This is a genomic window from Gordonia sp. SID5947, assembly GCF_009862785.1.
Lineage (GTDB): Bacteria > Actinomycetota > Actinomycetes > Mycobacteriales > Mycobacteriaceae > Gordonia.
The window spans coordinates 3,170,222-3,187,970 of record NZ_WWHU01000001.1; the positions used below are offsets into that span (position 1 = coordinate 3,170,222).

Annotated in this window: 11 protein-coding genes and 3 pseudogenes; 8 read left to right on the top strand and 6 right to left on the bottom strand. The window is 66.4% G+C overall.

Going from position 1 to position 17,749, the window contains the following annotated elements:
- Positions 1-4: 4 nt before the first annotated feature.
- The gene (locus GTV32_RS14675; RefSeq protein ID WP_161060938.1) at positions 5-1,546 is read left to right on the top strand and encodes an NAD(P)/FAD-dependent oxidoreductase; all 1,542 of its coding nucleotides are present in this window, start codon (positions 5-7) and stop codon (positions 1,544-1,546) included.
- Positions 1,547-1,624: 78 nt separating this feature from the next.
- A pseudogene (locus GTV32_RS14680) lies at positions 1,625-2,430 on the top strand (DUF72 domain-containing protein).
- 54 nt (positions 2,431-2,484) lie between these two features.
- On the opposite strand, the gene GTV32_RS23865 reads toward GTV32_RS14680, so the two are convergent.
- Positions 2,485-2,613: a hypothetical protein gene (locus tag GTV32_RS23865; RefSeq protein ID WP_272918235.1), complete on the bottom strand. Its 129-nt coding sequence runs from the start codon at positions 2,611-2,613 to the stop codon at positions 2,485-2,487.
- A 334-nt stretch (positions 2,614-2,947) separates the two neighbouring features.
- On the opposite strand from GTV32_RS23865, the pseudogene GTV32_RS14685 reads away from it, so the two are divergent.
- The 4 genes and pseudogenes from GTV32_RS14685 to GTV32_RS14700 all read left to right on the top strand — a co-directional run bounded on the left by GTV32_RS14685 (position 2,948) and on the right by GTV32_RS14700 (position 7,893).
- A pseudogene (locus GTV32_RS14685) lies at positions 2,948-4,365 on the top strand (FAD-binding oxidoreductase).
- A gap of 51 nt (positions 4,366-4,416) precedes the next feature.
- Positions 4,417-5,178, top strand: coding sequence for a decaprenylphospho-beta-D-erythro-pentofuranosid-2-ulose 2-reductase (locus GTV32_RS14690; protein WP_161060939.1), 762 nt, complete (start codon positions 4,417-4,419; stop codon positions 5,176-5,178).
- Positions 5,179-5,180: 2 nt separating this feature from the next.
- Positions 5,181-7,118 (top strand): galactan 5-O-arabinofuranosyltransferase, encoded by a 1,938-nt coding sequence (locus GTV32_RS14695; protein ID WP_161060940.1) that lies wholly within the window; start codon positions 5,181-5,183, stop codon positions 7,116-7,118.
- 13 nt (positions 7,119-7,131) lie between these two features.
- On the top strand, positions 7,132-7,893 hold the full coding sequence (locus GTV32_RS14700) for an MBL fold metallo-hydrolase (protein WP_161060941.1): 762 nt from the start codon (positions 7,132-7,134) through the stop codon (positions 7,891-7,893).
- 48 nt (positions 7,894-7,941) lie between these two features.
- Here the strand turns inward: GTV32_RS14700 and GTV32_RS14705 are convergent, their stop codons facing one another.
- Positions 7,942-8,262: a metalloregulator ArsR/SmtB family transcription factor gene (locus tag GTV32_RS14705; protein WP_202422585.1), complete on the bottom strand. Its 321-nt coding sequence runs from the start codon at positions 8,260-8,262 to the stop codon at positions 7,942-7,944.
- Positions 8,263-8,269: 7 nt separating this feature from the next.
- A complete protein-coding gene (locus tag GTV32_RS14710) occupies positions 8,270-8,719 on the bottom strand; it encodes an SRPBCC domain-containing protein (protein ID WP_161060942.1) in 450 nt (149 codons plus the stop codon).
- A gap of 130 nt (positions 8,720-8,849) precedes the next feature.
- On the opposite strand from GTV32_RS14710, the gene GTV32_RS14715 reads away from it, so the two are divergent.
- Positions 8,850-9,164, top strand: coding sequence for an antibiotic biosynthesis monooxygenase (locus tag GTV32_RS14715; protein WP_161060943.1), 315 nt, complete (start codon positions 8,850-8,852; stop codon positions 9,162-9,164).
- Positions 9,165-9,169: 5 nt separating this feature from the next.
- Here GTV32_RS14715 and GTV32_RS14720 read toward each other — a convergent pair whose 3' ends face one another.
- Together GTV32_RS14720 and aroQ are read right to left on the bottom strand one after the other, a co-directional pair.
- Complete coding sequence (locus tag GTV32_RS14720) at positions 9,170-10,138, bottom strand: DUF389 domain-containing protein (RefSeq protein ID WP_161060944.1); 969 nt, start codon at positions 10,136-10,138, stop codon at positions 9,170-9,172.
- Between the two features lie 30 nt (positions 10,139-10,168).
- Positions 10,169-10,630: a type II 3-dehydroquinate dehydratase gene (aroQ, locus tag GTV32_RS14725; protein ID WP_161060945.1), complete on the bottom strand. Its 462-nt coding sequence runs from the start codon at positions 10,628-10,630 to the stop codon at positions 10,169-10,171.
- Between the two features lie 69 nt (positions 10,631-10,699).
- Here aroQ and GTV32_RS14730 point away from each other — a divergent pair.
- Positions 10,700-14,028 (top strand): annotated as a pseudogene (locus tag GTV32_RS14730) (arabinosyltransferase domain-containing protein).
- A gap of 245 nt (positions 14,029-14,273) precedes the next feature.
- On the opposite strand, the gene GTV32_RS14735 reads toward GTV32_RS14730, so the two are convergent.
- Entirely contained in the window at positions 14,274-17,714 is a 3,441-nt protein-coding gene (locus GTV32_RS14735) for an arabinosyltransferase domain-containing protein (RefSeq protein WP_161062548.1), read from the bottom strand.
- Positions 17,715-17,749 lie beyond the last annotated feature (35 nt).

Sequence of the window (17,749 nt, forward strand, 5' to 3'; positions counted from 1 at the left end):
GGTGATGACGACCTACGACGACATCATCATCGGCGCCGGACACAACGGCCTGACGGCGGCGGCATATCTCGCGGCTGCCGGACGCTCGGTTCTGGTGCTCGAGCGCGCCGATCACGTCGGTGGCGCCGCGGTGTCGGCGATGCCGTTCCCCGGTCTGCCCGCACGCGTCTCCCGCTTCTCATATCTGGTGTCGCTCCTGCCACGGGAGATCATCGCCGATCTCGACCTCGACATCGAGCTGATCCGCCGCCGGTTCTCGTCGTACACGCCCCTCCCGACCGACCCGGCGACCGGCATCCTCGTCGACAACGAGGACGCCGCCGCGACCGCCGAATCGTTTCGGCGGGCCACCGGGTCGGAAGCGGCGTTCACCGCATGGGAGTCGTTCGGCACCCGGATGCGTACCGTGGCTCAGCGGGTCTTTCCGACCATGATCGAACCCCTCCGGTCCGCCGAACAGATGCGCGATCTGGTGGTCGGCACGGACACATCGGACGCCGAGATCTGGGAGATGCTCACCAGGCGTCCACTCGGTGAGCTCCTCGGCCAGTATTTCGACGACGACGTGGTGCGCGGCATCGCCGCCACCGACGGACTCATCGGCACCTTCGCCGACCTCGACGAACCGGCACTGCGGCAGAACATCTGCTTCCTCTATCACCTGATCGGCGGGGGCACCGGCGACTGGGATGTGCCCGTCGGCGGGATGGGTACGGTGTCCGGGGCGCTCTATCAGGCGGCGATCGCCGCGGGTGCCGAGATCCGCACGGGCGTCCGCGTGCTCGGTGTCGACCCGTCGGACGGGACCGTCGAACTCGCCGAGGGCCGGGAGGCCGCGTCGATGCTGTACGCCGCTTGTGCGCCACAGGTCATCAACGGTCTCCTCGACGACCCCGTCGACACCGAGGCGGACCCGAGGGGTTCGCAGATGAAGATCAATCTGCTCCTCGAGCGTCTGCCCCGCCTGCGCGACACGTCGACGTCGCCGGAAGCCGCCTTCGCCGGTACCTTCCACATCAACGAATCGGCCACCCAACTGCGTACCGCATGGGAGCAGGCGAGCCGCGGCCAGGTACCCGAGGTCCCTCCGTGCGAGATCTACTGCCACACACTCTCGGACGGTTCCATCCTGGGCCCCGAACTCGAGGGCAGGCACACGCTGACGTTGTTCGCGCTGCACATGCCGCCCGAGGTGTTCGAGGCGCCCGGCGCCGTCGAACATGCGGTCGGTGCCACCCTGGCGTCGCTGAACTCCGTCCTCGCCGAGCCCATCCAGTCGGTGATCGCCCACGATGTGACCGGCAATCCCTGCATCGAGGTCAAGACGCCGCAGGACCTCGAGGACACACTCGGGCTGCCCGGCGGCAACATCTTCCATCGCAGCCTGCAGTGGCCGTGGGCCGAGACCGACTCCGAGGTCGGCGCCTGGGGTGTGGAGACACGGCACCCGCGACTCCTGCTCTGCGGCGCAGGCGCCCGACGCGGCGGCGGCGTCAGCGGCATCCCGGGCCGAAACGCGGCGACCAAGGTCATCGACGGCGGATAGGCCTCGGCACCGGCCTCGCGGGAGGTCGGTGGCGTACTGTCGAGCTGACGTGGCGACAGGGATGGTCATCGAGGCGACATGATCAGAGTGGGTACTTCTGGTTGGCGCTATGCGGGCTGGCGGCGCACCTTCTATCCCGAAGGGCTGGTGCAGCGCCGGGAGCTCGAATACCTCTCCCGCCAGGTGAACTCCATCGAGATCAACGGGTCGTTCTACTCGCTACAGTTGCCGTCGAGCTATCAGGCGTGGTTCGACGAGACCCCGGATGACTTCGTCTTCTCGGTGAAGGGCCCCCGCTTCATCACCCATATGAAGAAGCTGGCCGACGTGCAGGAGCCGCTGGCCAATTTCCTCGCCTCGGGCGTGCTGAGGCTGGGACACAAGCTGGGTCCGATCCTGTGGCAACTCCCCCGAACCTGGGGTACCACGAGGATCGGTTGCGCACCTTCGCAGATCTGTTGCCGCGGAGCACAACTCAGGCCGCCGAGTTGTCCCTCGCGCACGGTGAGCGTATGAACGGGAGAGCATGGACCAGCACCGATGCCGACCGTCCACTTCGTCATGCGTTGGAGGTGCGACATCCCGGTTTCATGGAACCGTCTGCGGTACAGACGATCAGAGAACTGGACATGGCGCTGGTGCTCGCCGACTCCGCGGACAGATTCCCGGTGTTGGACGAGACCACAGCCGATTTCAGCTACGCCCGCCTGCATGGTGATCAGGAGCTGTATGTGAGCGGATACAGCGAAGAGTCTCTCGACGACTGGGCGCGACGATTCCTGGCCAAAGCGGAACTCGGCGATGTGTTCGTGTACTTCGACAACGACGCAAAGGTCTACGCCCCCTACGACGCCCTGTCTTTGCTGAGGCGCGTGCAGAAGTGACGGGGCTCTGATCCCCAGACAGCCACGCCGTACCTTGGATCGTTCCGATCTGGGTCATGGTGCCACGCCCATGTCGTCGGCGATGGCCTGCCTGCGACGGTTCACAAGCGCGAGCTCGATGGCCGGGATGAGAGTCAGAGCGACGTGCACGACCTCGCCGGCGTCGTCGAGCTCCTGCGCCATCACCCGCACCGCACCGGTCTTGCGGCACGGCCGTCGGTCCAGCGCGTCCTGGACACGTTCACGGCCCCGCCGTCGTGGTGAACGCGCAACAGGATCTGATCGCCGCAAACCTCATGGGATGCGCGCGCTGCCGTCGCAGCACTTCGAGGCAGACCAGCCCGATCTCGTGCGGTTCATCTTCCTCGACAGCCGGGCCCCGAGTTCTACGCGGACTGGGCACCGGGAAGCGGAGGTAGACGATCGACGGGACGGATGATCCAACCCTCCATGCCTGCGACCAGGTGTTTTTCATCGCGAACCGACCATGTGAGCGGTAGAGGTACCCTCATGAGCGATGTCTACAGAAGAGCTGTTGCCGATCGAGACCCGCAAACTGATGGGTTGGGGACGCACGATGCCCATCCAGGGCCACGTGCTGACAACCCCCTACCCGGAGGTCATCGCCGAGGCGGTGGCACGTGTCGCCGACCAGAATGCCGACAAACCCGACTATCTCAAACGCGGAGTGATCGCGCGCGGACTCGGTCGCTCCTACGGTGAGAACGCGCAGAACGCCGGTGGTCTGACCATCGACATGTCGTTGCTCAACCGCATCTACTCGATCGACCCCGACACCGCCGTCGTCGATGTCGATGCCGGTGTCGATCTCGACACCCTGATGCGCAAGGCATTGCCGTACGGGCTCTGGGTGCCGGTCCTGCCCGGCACCCGGCAGGTCACCGTGGGCGGCGCCATCGGCTGCGACATCCACGGCAAGAACCATCACAGCGCCGGCAGCTTCGGCAATCACGTCGTGGAGATCACGCTGCTGCTGGCGAACGGGAAGGTCATCACGATCACCCCGAGGGCACCGACGACGATCCCGATGCCTCGATCTTCTGGGCGACTGTCGGCGGTATCGGCCTCACCGGCATCATCCTGCGGGCGAAGATCCGGATGACCCGCACCGAGACGGCGTACTTCATCGCCGACGGCACGGTCACGTCGACACTCGACGAGACCATCGCCCTGCACCAGGACGGCAGCGAGTCGAACTACACCTACAGCTCCGGCTGGTTCGACGCCATCAGCAAGCCGCCGAAGTTGGGCCGCGGCACCTTCTCCCGCGGTTCACTGGCCACCGTGGATCAGCTCCCACCGGAATTGGCCAAGGACCCGCTGAAGTTCGACGCCCTGACGCTGATGAACTTCCCGGACATCTTCCCCAACGGCCTGGCCAACAAGTTCGACTTCTCCATCGTCGGCGAGGCCTACTACCGGATGGGCGGCAACTACACCGGCAAGATCCAGAACCTGACGCAGTTCTATCACCCGCTCGATCTGTTCGGGAACTGGAACCGCGCCTACGGCTCCAAGGGATTTCTGCAGTATCAGTTCATCGTGCCGCCCGAGGCCGTCGAGGAGTTCAAGCAGATCATCATCGACATCCAGGCATCCGGACACGTGAGTTTTCTCAACGTGTTCAAACTGTTCGGTCCGGGAAACCAGGCGCCACTGTCGTTCCCGATGGCCGGATGGAACATCTGCGTCGATTTCCCGATCAAGAAGGGCCTCGCCGAGTTCTGCAACGAACTCGACCGGCGGGTGATGTCGATCGGCGGCCGCCTCTACACCGCAAAAGACTCGCGGACCTCCGCCGAGACCTTCCATGCCATGTACCCGAGGATTGACGAGTGGATCTCGACGCGACGTCGCGTCGACCCGGAGCGGGTGTTCATGTCCGACATGGGCCGCCGTCTCGAACTCGTCTGAACCAGCCCGAACCACCAGGGCCACAACACTTCCCAAAGGAGAATCGACACCATGATCAATGCCGTCGGCGTGCCGCGGTCCGTCCTCGTACTGGGCGGGAGTTCCGAGATCGGGTTGGCCATCACCGAGGAATACCTGAAGAAGGGCCCGATGCGGGTGGTGCTGGCCACCGTCCCGGGCGACCCGGCCGCCGCAGCGGCAGCGGAGAAGATGACCAAGGCCGGCGCGTCGAGTGTCGAGCTGATCGACTTCGATGCACTCTCGCCGGAAACCCATCCGGCGGTAGTCGACAAGGCATTCGCCGGTGGCGACATCGACGTGGCGATCGTGGCCTTCGGTATCCAGCCCGACGACGAGAAGGCCTGGCAGGACCAGAAGACCGCGGTCACCGAGGCGGGGATCAACTACACCGCCGCGGTGTCGGTCGGCGTGCTGCTCGGCGAGAAGATGCGTGCGCAGGGCTTCGGACAGATCATCGCGATGAGCTCGGTCGCCGGTGAGCGCGTGCGGCGCAGCAACTTTGTCTACGGTTCCACCAAGGCGGGTCTGGACGGCTTCTATCTCGGCCTCGGCGACGCCTTGCGGCCGTTCGGCATCCGTGTGCTGGTGATCCGGCCGGGGCAGGTCCGCACCCGCCTGTCGGCACATGTGAAGGAAGCACCGATGACGGTCGAGAAGGAGGACGTCGGCCGCCTGGCCGTCGCGGCCGCCGACAAGGGCAAGGAAATCGTCTGGGCGCCCGGACCGTTCCGCTTCGTGATGATGATCCTGCGGCACATCCCGCGTCCGATCTTCCGTCGACTGCCCATCTGAGGATGGGAGTCCCCGCTCGCCGCACCCGCGACGTCGGAGAACTCGTCGTCGGTGCGGCCGTTGCCGCCCTGATCGCCTTCGTCGGCCTCAAGATCATCGGCGCCGTCGACTGGCCGGCGTTCAACTCGTCCAACGTGAGCCGTGCGCTCACCACCGTCGGCCAGGTGGCTGCCGTAGTGCTGCTGGTGATCGCGGTGGTCGTCCATCGCGCGGGCCGTGCGCGGTGGCTGACGAGCCTCCTGTCGGTGATCGCGTCGGCCGGCCTGGTGACGGTCACTCTCGGGATGCCGCTGGGCGCGACCAAGCTCTATCTGTTCGGGCTCTCGGTGGACCAGGAGTTCCGGACCGAGTACCTGACCCGGATGACCAGCAGTCCGCGGCTGGCCGACATGACCTACATCGACCTCCCGCCGTACTACCCCGCGGGATGGTTCTGGTGGGGCGGACGTTTCGCAAACTTCGAGGGCCTTCCCGGCTGGGAGGCCTACAAACCGTGGGCGATCATCTCGATGTCGGTGGCCGCGGCCGTCGGTATCTTGCTGTGGACCCGGATGGTCGGCGCCACCCGTGGTATCCCGATCGCCCTGGCGGTCACCACCATCACCCTGATGTACGCCTCCCCGGAGCCGTACGCCGCGGTGCTGGTCATGATCGGCACGCCGATGCTCATCACGCTGCTCTACGCTCTGCGCGGCCGATCCCGGATGGCCGACGGCCCGGTCGGCGGCCTGCGCACCGGGACGAGTTGGCCCGCGGTGGTCGCCGCGGGTGTGTTCTTCGGACTCAGCGCCACCTTCTACACGCTCTACACCGGCCTGTTCGCACTCACCGCGGTACTGATGGCGTTCTACCTCGTCGTCCAGGGCTGGATCGGGGCGTCCAACAAGGCGGTTCCCGACGAGACGGTGTCCGCGCGGCGCCGTTCGACGATCGGCGCCGTCATCGGGCGACTGGTGTCGGTCGGGGTGATCGCCGGTCTCATCGCGCTGCTGGTGTGGGCGCCGTACCTGTGGTCGAGGGCGCGAAGCGAACCGGCGAGCGGCGGCACCGCCGAGCATTATCTGCCCGAGCGCGGATCCATCCTGCCGCTCCCCTTCTTCCACTTCACCCTGGTCGGGATCATCACCTTCATCGGGCTGGTCTGGATCCTGTTGCGCTTCCGGAAGCGCACCGTCGCGCTCGCGCTGGGCCTGACCGTGGTGACCGTGTATCTGTTCTGCCTGCTGTCGATGCTGGCCACCGTCGCAGGCACCACCCTCCTCTCGTTCCGCCTCGATCCGATCCTCGACGCGACGCTCGGCGCCGCAGGCGTGCTCGGGGTGGCGGAGTTGTCGCGCTGGGCGGTCGGCAGATTCGGCGATGTCCGGTTCGCGATCGGTGCGGTCGCGACCGTGTCCGCGATCGCCCTCGCGCAGGGCGTGCCGGGTTACCTCGCCACGGAGATCACCACCGCCTACACCGATACCGACGGATACGGGAAGCGCGCCGATCAACGGCCACCGGGCGCCGAGTCGTACTTCCCCGAGATCAACCGCCTGATCCACAAGCAGACCCGCCTGCCCGCCGACCAGAACGTGGTGCTCACCGCCGACTACGGATTCCTCTCCATCTATCCGTATTGGGGCTTCCAAGGGCTGACGTCGCACTACGCCAATCCGCTTGCCGAGTTCGACAAGCGGGCGGCCACCATCGAACGCTGGTCGAAATCCACCACACCGGATCAGATCATCCGCAAACTCGACCGCGCGCCGTGGAAGCCACCGAACGTCTTCCTGTTCCGTTACGGGGCAGACGGTTACACGTTGAGGTTGGCAAAGGACGTCTACCCGAACGACCCGAACGTCAGCCGGTATTCGGTGACCTTCGACCCCGCGGTGTTCGCCGATCCCCGGTTCGCCGTGACCGAGGTCGGGCCGTTCGTGGTGGTGGTACGCCGATGATCGTGACCCAGGAGTGATCGTGCCGAAGAGCAAGTTCCTCATCAGCCGAGTGGACGCCGGATCGTCGGTGGCCTACCTCGTCCACACCGACGTCGTGAACTGGGTTCTGCTCCAAGAGGGTTCAGACCTCACGCTGATCGACGGCGGGTATCCGGGCCAGGCCTCCGACGTCGTCGAGTCGATCCGCCACATCGGCGGACGGCCCGAGGACATCCGTGGCGCGCTGCTCACCCACGCCCACGTCGACCATCTCGGCGGACTGATCTCGCTGAGCGAGCGGTACGGGTTCGACGTCTACATGGATCCGGTCGAGGTGGCACACGCCCGACGCGACCATCTCCAGCAGGCCGGCCCCCTCGACATCCTGCCGATCGCGTATCGGCCACGCGTCCTGCGGTGGCTGGCCACCGTCACCCCGCTGGGTGTGTTGAGTCGCAAGGGGATCGACGACGCCAAGCCCTTCGGGACCTCACTCGACCTTCCCGGCGGCCCGACTCCGGTTGCCGCGCACGGGCATACCGACGGCCACAGCGCCTACCTCGTCGCCGACGGCGAAGTCCTGGTGTCCGGTGACGCGTTGGTCAGCGGACATCCGATCTCCGCGCTTGCAGGCCCGCAATGCATCTCGGATACCTTTCAGCACGACGTCGAGACGGCGCGGCGCACGGTTGAATCGTTCACCCAGCTCGACGCGACCGTTCTGTTCCCCGGCCACGGGCCGCGCGTCGACGGTTCCGTCGCCGACGCGGCCCGCCGGGCACTTCAGGTCTCCTGAACTTCCGAGGTACCTGTGTGCATGCGCATCCGGGTACTCATCCGGGTACTACCGGTTCCCGCCCTCGGCGAGCGACCTGATGCGATCGAGGCGCCGTTCCCACCCGCTCGCGATGAGGTCGAGCTGTCGGGCGACCTGACTCAGGCGGGCGCCGACCGGCTCGTAGCGCACCTCGCGACCGGCCTTCGCGCCGTCCACCAGCCCCACGTCCTCCAGGACGCGAAGGTGTTTCGCGATCGCCTGCCGTGAGATCGGCAGCTCCGAGGCGAGCGCCGACGCCGACGCCGGCGACCGGGAGAGTCGGACGAGGATCTGCCACCGGCTGTCGTCGGCCAGCGCCGCGAACAGCTCGACGGGGGCGTCGGCCATCGCGGCGTCAGGCACGGGCAGCGGCTCCGGTGAGGTGGGCACGAGCCAGATCCAGCTCGATACGCCAGCCCTCGGTGTGATCGTCGAATCGGGAGCGGCGATCGGCCTCCGGTTCGGAGAGCGACGCGAATCCGGACTCGGCGACCTTGAGCACCACGCCGGTGTCGGTCGGGGTGACCCAGAATTCCACCAGCGTCGACGAACTCGACAGGTCGTCGACGTCGATATGCCAGCGGAAGGCCGCGTAATCGGGTTCGTCGAGCGTCACTGTGCGGAAGGCGAACCGGCCGTGGGTCGGGTCCGTGACATACGAGATCTCGCCGTCCTTGGTGATCTGGTGGTCCAGAATCTGCTGGTCGTTGATGTACCAGCCCGGCTCGCTGACCAGCGCCCAGACACGGTCGGCGGGGGCGTCGATGCTGATCTCACGTTCGATGCGATCGAATCGGGCATCCATGATGTGCTCCTTCACTCGGGGTTATCTGCAACTCCATAGTTGCATATCGACGCCAGGTCATGCAACCCTCCGGTTGCAATATGATGAGAAGCCTTGACCTCAAGTGAACTTGAGGTATCAGAGTTGACGGATGACCTCAACGCTTCTGCATCGCATCGACAAATTCTCCGTGCCCACCGAGGCAATGACCGAGTTCCTGGACCGGGTACGGCACACGCACCGGATCCTCGGCGCCCAACCGGGCATCCTCCGCAACGACGTCGTCACCCTGGTCGACGGCGAGAGCGACTACAACGTGGTGACCGCGGTGACCTGGGAATCACGCGATGCCCTCCAGAACGCAGGCCGAGCGGTGGCCGCCGATGTCGCGGCGAGTGGCTTCGACCGGGCCGAATTCCTTCGGCGTCTCGGAGTCACCGCCGACTTCGGCACGTATGCGTCCTGACCGCGTCAGGCGCCCGGATCCATCCGGCCCACCGCCCGGACCTTGGCTACACGACGTTGTGAGAACGGCTCCCACAGACGCCGTTGCACCCACAACGTGATGCACCCGGCGACGGTCATCCCGACGATGTTGATCACCAGCTGCAAAGCGGACCCACGCACCTCACCCCACTCCGCGAAAGCAGCGGCCAGCCCGAGGTTGCCGGCGGCCGGGATCGTGGTCACCGATATGAACACCCCGGCCAGCGCCCCGGTGTGGGCGGAGGTGATGGACAGGACGCCCGCGACGGCGGCGAGCACCGCAACAAGCAACGACCACCGGTCAGGGGAATAGATGAACTCGGTCTCGGGATGGTGGTGGACGTCGTCGGCCGTCACCCAACCCAGCCCCCGTGCCGCCATGGAGACCAGGAAGGTCACCAGGATGGCGACGACGAAGCCCACGATCAGCGTGCGGCAGGCCAGCCAACACAGGTGCGGTCGCCGCAGCACCACCGCCACCCCGATCGCGGTGATCACACCGAACTCTGGGCCGAGCACCATCGCACCGATCGTCAGGATCTGCGAATCGAGCACCACGGCGACGGCCGCGAGCAGGGTGGCCAGGATCATGAAGCCGAGGTAGGTGAAGTTGAGTTCCGAATCGCCATAGGCCCGTCGGCCCACCTGGGCCCACACGACCGCGTCCGACCCGAAACCGGGCGCACGCCGTTCGGCCTGCAGCGCGCGACGGGACAGAAAGGTCTCGACCTCTTCCACCCGCAGGCAACCGTCCGCGGCCACTCCGAGGTCCCGGAGCGCGATGATCAGATCGTTGGCGGCCTCGCGCGCGACATCGATCGTCACCAGATCGCCTGCGGGCTTCACCGAGGCGCCCCGGACGACGGACACCGCACTCACTGCTTCGTCGTCGGAGACCAGGCCGAGTAGGTCGTCGGTCAGATGCGCAGGTGATGACACCTCGATGTGCAGCACGTCGTCATTGTGCCGCCGGTGTCGCCGGAATCAGTCGATGACGTCGGCGAGCCGTCGGATCGCGAACTCATAACCCCGTACACCACAGCCGGCGATCACCCCGACCGCGATCGGCGACACGTACGAGTGATGCCGAAAGGACTCGCGCCGGTGGATGTTGCTGATGTGGACCTCCATGATCGGCACCTCCGGAACCACCAGCGCATCGGCCAGCGCAACCGATGTGTGCGTCCACCCACCCGGGTTGATCACGATGCCGCTGACCTGTCCGCGGGCCTCATGGATCCAGTCGATCATCTCGCCCTCGTGATTCGTCTGGGCGGCACGCAGGCCGAATCCGAGCTCGGATGCGGTCCGTTCGGCGAGTTCGACGACATCGCCGAGCGTCGACGAGCCGTACACCTCCGGTTGCCGCACGCCGAGGGTGTTCAGGTTCGGGCCGTTGAGCAGCAGAATCGGCAAGGGTTCGGGGCTCGTCGCGGTGTCCGGCATGCCCCTCACACTAGTTGAGGGTGCTGAGGGGCAAAGTGCGTCGAGGGGTACCGGTTACCATCTCTCTTTGTGCCCGAGCAGACGGTTCGACGAGCCAAGATCGTCGCGATCATCACCGGCCTGCTCGGTCTCTTCATGGCACTGGCCACCCCACTCATGCCGGTCCAACAGACCACGGCGCAGATCAACTGGCCTCAGGACAACACCCTCGGATCGGTGGCCGCCCCGCTGATCAGTTATGTACCCATCGATTTCGACGCGCACGTCCCGTGCAGCGCCATCGATCAACTCGGCGACGACGAATCGGTACTGCTGTCGACGACGCCCAAAGAGGCCGAGAAATCTGCCGAACGCGGTCTGTTCATACGCAAGACGGGACAGCCGGGTGATCCAGCCGCCCGACAGACCGTCGAGGTGGTCATCCGCAATCTCCCGCTGGTGTCGGCGACGGTGGCGCAGGTCCGACAGCAGGACTGTCGCGAGATCGTCGTGCACGCCGATTCCGAAGCGGTCTCGGCCGAGTTCGTCGGAATGCACAACGACCAGGGCGAACCACTCGACGGCACCACCGCGGGCCGGGAGTCCAACACCTACGACAAGGACCAGCGACCGCAGGTCACCGGGCTGTTCACCGATCTCTCCGGGCCGGCCGCCAGTCAGCCCGGGCTCAGCGCTCACGCCACCATCGACTCCCGCTACTCGACGGCTCCGACCATCCTGAAGTGGCTCGTCCTCATCGTCGGCATCATCTGCACCCTGTTGTCGCTGGCTGCGCTCGCCGTCCTCGACTCCACCGACGGCCGCAAGCACCGGCGCATCCTCCCGGCACGCTGGTGGCGACTCAACGCTCGCGACTACGTGGTCATCGGCGCGCTGATCGTATGGCACTTCATCGGACCCAACACCTCCGACGACGGCTATCTGCTGACCATGGCCCGCGTCGCGCAGAACGCGCAGTACACGGCCAACTACTTCCGCTGGTACGGCGCGCCCGAAGCGCCGTTCGGCTGGTACTACCAGGTCTTCGGGCTCCTCAGTCATGTCAGCGTGGCGAGCCCGTGGATGCGCATCCCCGCGTTGATCTGCGGCATCGGCGTCTGGCTCATCATCAGCCACGAGGTGCTACCGAGACTCGGTCGTGCCGCCATCACCCGGCCCTCCGTCGCGTGGACCGCCGCCTTCGTTTTTCTGGTGTCGTGGTTTCCGTTCGACAACGGGCTGCGCCCGGAACCGATCATCTGTCTCGGTGCCCTGCTCACGTGGTGTTCGGTTGAGCGTGCCATCGCGACCGGACGCCTGCTGCCCGCCGCGGTGGCTTGTCTCATCGGCGCGTTCAGCCTCGCCGCCGGCCCGACCGGGCTCCTCGCCGTAGCTGCGCTCATCGCCGGTGCACGACCGATGATCCTGGCATTGATCAAGCGCGCGAAGGTCATCGGCGGCGGCCGTTGGGCCTACGTCGCCCTCGTGGCGCCGATTCTCGCCGCCGGCACGTTCATCATCTTCGTCGTGTTCTCCAATCTCACACTGAGATCATTCGTCGAGGCGTCGCAGATGAAGACGGCCCTCGGACCATCCGGCCACTGGTACAACGAGATCAATCGCTACTCGTCATTGTTCGCCTTCTCTGCCGATGGCTCCATCGCCCGACGGTTCGCCGTCCTCGCGATGATCCTGGGCCTGGTGGTGTCCGCGGCGATGTTGATCCGCCGGTCCCGCATCCCGGGCACCGCGCTGGGTCCGTCCCGACGTATCGTCGGGATCACCTTCGCGTCGTTGGTGTTCCTGATGTTCACCCCGACAAAGTGGACACACCATTTCGGGGTGTTCGCCGGACTCGGAGCGGCACTCGCCGCCATCGCGGCGATCGCGGCGAGCAATCAGATCATGCATTCCAGGCGCAACCGCACACTGTTCGCGGCGCTGGTCCTGTTCATCGCCGGCCTGGCATTCACCGCACCCAACTCGTATTACTACTCGTCCGCCTGGGGCATGCCCTGGGGTGTCATGCAGGTCTCCATCGCCGGCGTGAACCTGGCAAATCTGCTCCTCTACGCCGCACTCGCACTCCTGTTGGCGGCCTTGTGGTTCCACTTCCGTGAGCCGTTCACCGGTGCCGATCCCGCCGACGAGACCCCCGACCGCTCTGCTCGGCCGTGGTACCGCCGTGCCGCGACGGTACCGGCCTCGGCCCCTTGGCCTTCGTCAGCGCGGCGGTGGTGATCTTCGCCCTGGTGACCGCGATGTTTGCCGGCATCCAGCAGAGTTCGTCGTACTCGGTACCGCGCGCGAACCTGGAGGCCCTCGCGGGCGAGGAATGCGGTATGGCAGACAAGGTCTGGGTGGAGACGGACCCCAGCCGCTACCAGCTCACCCCCGTCGACGGATCGATCACCGACCCGCTGGCAGGCCCGCCGACCGCACCAGCCGACGCGACCCAGCCGGCCACCACCGGCTTCACCGCGAATGGTGTGGACGAGGATCTCGAGACCACCGCGAGTGAGGGTTCGCTGGGCGTCCTGGCGGGCAGCGCAGTCTCGTCACCGGACGTGCTGACTGCCAACCCCGGCGGTACCGGTGGTGGCGTGGAGACGACCGCCGGAGTCAACGGCAGTTACGCACAACTCCCGTTCTTCCTCGATCCGGCGAAAACACCGGTGATGGGCTCCTATTCGAAGACCGATCAGGTCCCCGCTCGCCTGACATCGGCGTGGTACACGTTGCCCGCTGATTTCAAGGAGCGCCCCTTGCTGGCGTTCTCGGTCGCCGGTCTGTTCGACAATCCGGACCTGTTGCTCGAGTACACCACCGACCCGGTCGGACCGGGCACCCGCGACGCGTCGTTGCATGCCACCGGCGACACCGAGATGATCGACCCCGGCCCGCGACCATCGTGGCGAAACGTCCGTGTCACCACTGATTCGCTCCCGGACGACATCACCGCGGTACGAATCGTCGCGACCGACGACAACCTCTCGGAGGACCGCTTCATCGTGGTCACCCCGCCTCGGCTCCCCGAGATGCAGACGCTGCAGCAGGTGGTCGGGCGTGAGGACCCGGTGCACGTCGATTGGACCTCCGGCCTCTCCTTCCCGTGCCAACGACCGTTCACCCACAAGGACGGGGTCGCCGAGATCCCGAAGTGGCGGATCAAGCCGGGGTCCGACCTGGCGGCCGCGGTCTCGGCATGGCAGGACTCCTTCGGCGGAGGGCCCCTGGGCTGGATCGAGGTCTCTCAGCAGGCCACCGCGATGTCCACCTACCTCCAAGACGACATCGGGCGTGACTGGGGCGCCCTCGAGCGGTACACACCGTACGGCGACGTGACCACCCTTGCCGATGTCGACACCGGTACCGCGACCCGTAGCGGGCTGTGGAGTCCCGCGCCGATCCGTCACTGACCGGGCAACCGGCCTTTTTCGACGATCGGTAGATGACGAGCTCCCCCGCCGATCGAATAGGTGGCAACCTCCCCTCGCCGATCGAGTGGGCGACGAGCGCAGCGAGGAATCGTATCGAGATCACCACACCAGGTCTCGATACGGTCTCCGCGGACGCTCCGGGCCACTCGATCAACGGGGCCGGACGCTCGGGGCCACTCGATCACCCGCAGAACATCAAGCAGCGCATGCGAATCGGCAGCAGCTCAGTTCTTGATCGCGCGCATCGGTCCTGGCGTCCACAGACCTCCGTGGACGTCGTCGGTGATCTTCAGTTCGGCCTCGACCTGAGGCTTGAGCGGTACCAGCCGCTGCAGACTGCCCCAGTCCCTCGCCCAGCTGTTACGCAGGTAGGAGGGGAGGACGACCGGACGCAACTCGTTCTCGACGATGCCGAGAGGGCCGCCGTAGTCGCCGGCCATCCATCGACGGGAGTTCACCCGCTCGCCCTCGGCGTCGGGCGTGACCCGCCACATCGGCGTCTCCAGCACCCCGTTGACCGCCGCGGCCGGTCGCTGACACGGAAAGGCCAGCGCCACCTCCCAGTCCAGCAACACCGGATCATCGCTACCCACCAGGGAATTCAGAGTCGTCATCTCCGTGACACGCGGCGGGGTGACCGCCAGCCACTGCTGGGAGTCCGTCGAGGTGTCGTCGGCGACGATCCGGGTGACCGTCGCGCGCGGCGGCACCTGATCGAGAGGCACCCGCAGATTGCGCCACTCGGGGTCGGTGTCGATGCCCAGCGGAACCACCGACGCCACGGTGGAGACGCGCCCGTCCGGCTCCACCCGGCCGAACTCGAGCCGCACCTTCTGGCCCGGGTGCGTGACGGCGAGGTGGTCGACGTACTCGATCTTGCCCGCGACCGACATCGTGACCAGCGGCGCGTCATCGCTTCGGGGCGGGAGTTGATACCAGTCCGACGTCAGATGGCCTCGGCCAGAAGGCGACTGATAGGTACCGAGGACCGGGACCCGGCGCTGATCCAGACCGAACGGCAATCGCACCGACGACCCGTTGACACCCTCGGTGGCGGTGGTGCCGCCACCCGTGTCGGCGGCACCTGCCGAGCCGCTCGGCTCTTCCTGCGCCGACGACGGATCCGTTTGGGAACGGTCCAGACCCGGGGAACTCTTGTCGGAGTCTGCCGACGAGTCCTCACCGGAGTCGGCCTCGCTCTCCAACTGCGTCGACACACCGTTGGGGTCAAAGCCGGTCATGCCTTGGCCGGCCAGCGTCGCGCCCGGCGACGGATTGTTCTGCCCGGCAACCTCGGCCGGTGCCAACAGGCCCTTGTTGGGATCTCCCTCGACCATGACCGCATCTGCCAGCGCGCACGGGTTGCCGCGCAGCGCATCGATGTTGGAGCTGGTCCACGACCACGAATCCTGTTGCGTCTGCGCCGCCTTGGCGAACGATACGAAGTTGAACAGCAGGACCACGGTGGAGATGATCGCCAGCGAATAGGTCGGCATCCGCTGGACGATGCTGCGGCCAGAATCTGTCTGCACCGCAACAGGTTCGCCGCGCTGCGCACGCTGATCGTCACGGTAGTACTGCCAGACGCCGTACAGGGTGAGGAGTACCGCGACCGCCAGGATCGGGACGAAGAGTTCGATACCCGCCACGTTGGGTGTGTCGTCGGCCCAGGGGATGCCGTAACTGCCCACGTACCACCATTGATTGCGGCCGGCGAAGGCGACCGCGAGGGCGTATGCAGCGGCGGCTGCGATGAAGGTCCTGTTGCATCGACGACGCATCACGGACGGCTGGAGGAACACCGTCGCCGCAGCAGCGAGAACACCGGTGAGACAGGCGAATGCACCCATCTGGTGCGTGGCCTTGGTCGGGACGAACGCCAGTACCGCCACCGCACCGGAGGTGACTGCGACGAGACGCCAGAGCGGCGCGCTCGGCACACCCGGCACCCGACGCTTGCTCAGCAGCGTGAGAACGATGACGGCGACCGACAGGAATGTCACGAAGATGCCGACACGCCGGGCGATGGAACCGTCGGGGGTCGGGTTCAACAGGATGTAGTACCGCATCGCCTCGGTCCACCATTCGTTGGTGGGACCGACGATGCCCTGCACCTTGATGCCCTCCCGGATCGCCGCGAGGGGCTGGTCGGCGAAGATCTCGAAGAGCACCGCCAATCCTGCCGCCAGAATCGGCATCACCAGGGGTAGCAGGCCGTCACGCCGGGCACGCCGACGCAGTCGCCGCAGCAGCGGTCGCAACGCCGCCAGCAACGGCAGGATCGCGATGGCGCCTGCCGGGTGGATCGTCAGCGTGAAGGCCGCCGACAGGACGGCCAGGGTCAGGGGGAACAATCGGCCGGTGGCGATCGATCGCTCGACCAGCACCCAGGTGAGCAGGATGCCGACGCTGAGCGCCGGCTCCACGCGCAGACCGTTGTTGAACGCCAACCACACCACCAGGAACCCGAGTGCCGCCGTCCATCGGGCGGCGTTCGACGACCGGACCGCGCGACCCAGACGGGGCAGCGCGGCGCGGCTGATCAGGAACCAGCCCGCCAACGCGAACAGCAACGGCAGCACTCGAAGCCACGGGGTGGCGGTACTCACCTGCATCCACAGCGCGAGATAGCGGTAGTGCCAGCCGAACGGGTCCTGCGGCGCACCGAAGTACCGGTAATAGTTGTCGAGATAGCCCGCACCGGGCGCCACGCGTCCCACGGTCACCTGATAGCCGTCGTCGGCGGTGTTGCCTCCCACGAACAGCCACACCAGCAACACACCCGTGACCACCACATCAAGCGGCTTGATGCGCCACCACCGTTGCGCGCCGGCGCGGACCATGCGCCGTAACCGCCGCCCGTCGCGTGCGTCGAGCACAGCCAGCGCGATCATCGAGATGATCGTCGAGATCACACCGAGGATCAGCAACGCACCCTTGAAGGTGGTGGGACTGGAGATGAATCGCGTGTCGATCGCCGATCGATACGAGAGGCCCTCCGTGGACACATCTTTCGGAAGGTCGGTGTAGACGCCGATGATCTGCGGTCGCGCATTGGGGTCGTCGAGGCGGAAGCTCTGCGTTCCCGCACCGGGATCGACGCCTTCCACCGCACCGCGACTACCGGTGGTGTCCGCGTGGATGACCACGCGACATTGCGCATTCTGCTGCGCGGCGGCGCGAGGAACGTTCAGCAGCACCGCGTTTCGCTGCGTCACCAGCAGACGGTCGTGGGTGGCACGGACGAACAGGCCGACGGTACCCGCCTGGGCACCGTTCTCGGGAACGGTCGACAGCAGCACACCGCCCGCCGGGGGCAGATCGGCGGCGAGTCGGCACGGCACCGAGATGTCCATCGACACCGGCGCATACGACACATTGGGCGCCGCCACGTTCTGCACGACGCCGGCCCCATTCGGCCCGCTCGCTGCGCTCCCGGCGCCGGCCTCATTCGGCCCGCTCGCTGCGCTCCCGGCGCCGGCCTCATTCGGCCCGCTCGCTGCGCTCCCGGCGCCGGCCTGACCCTGGGGCCATTGCAGCTCACTCTTGGTGTAGGACACCGGCAGGAACGGAGCCGCGATCGCGAGCAGCACGCCGAGCGCACCGGCGACCACCGCGACGATCTTCGCGACCTTGATGGTCCTGCTGTCCGGGGCGAAGCGCATGGATCGTGTCGTCTTCTGCTCTGCTGTCTTCGGTT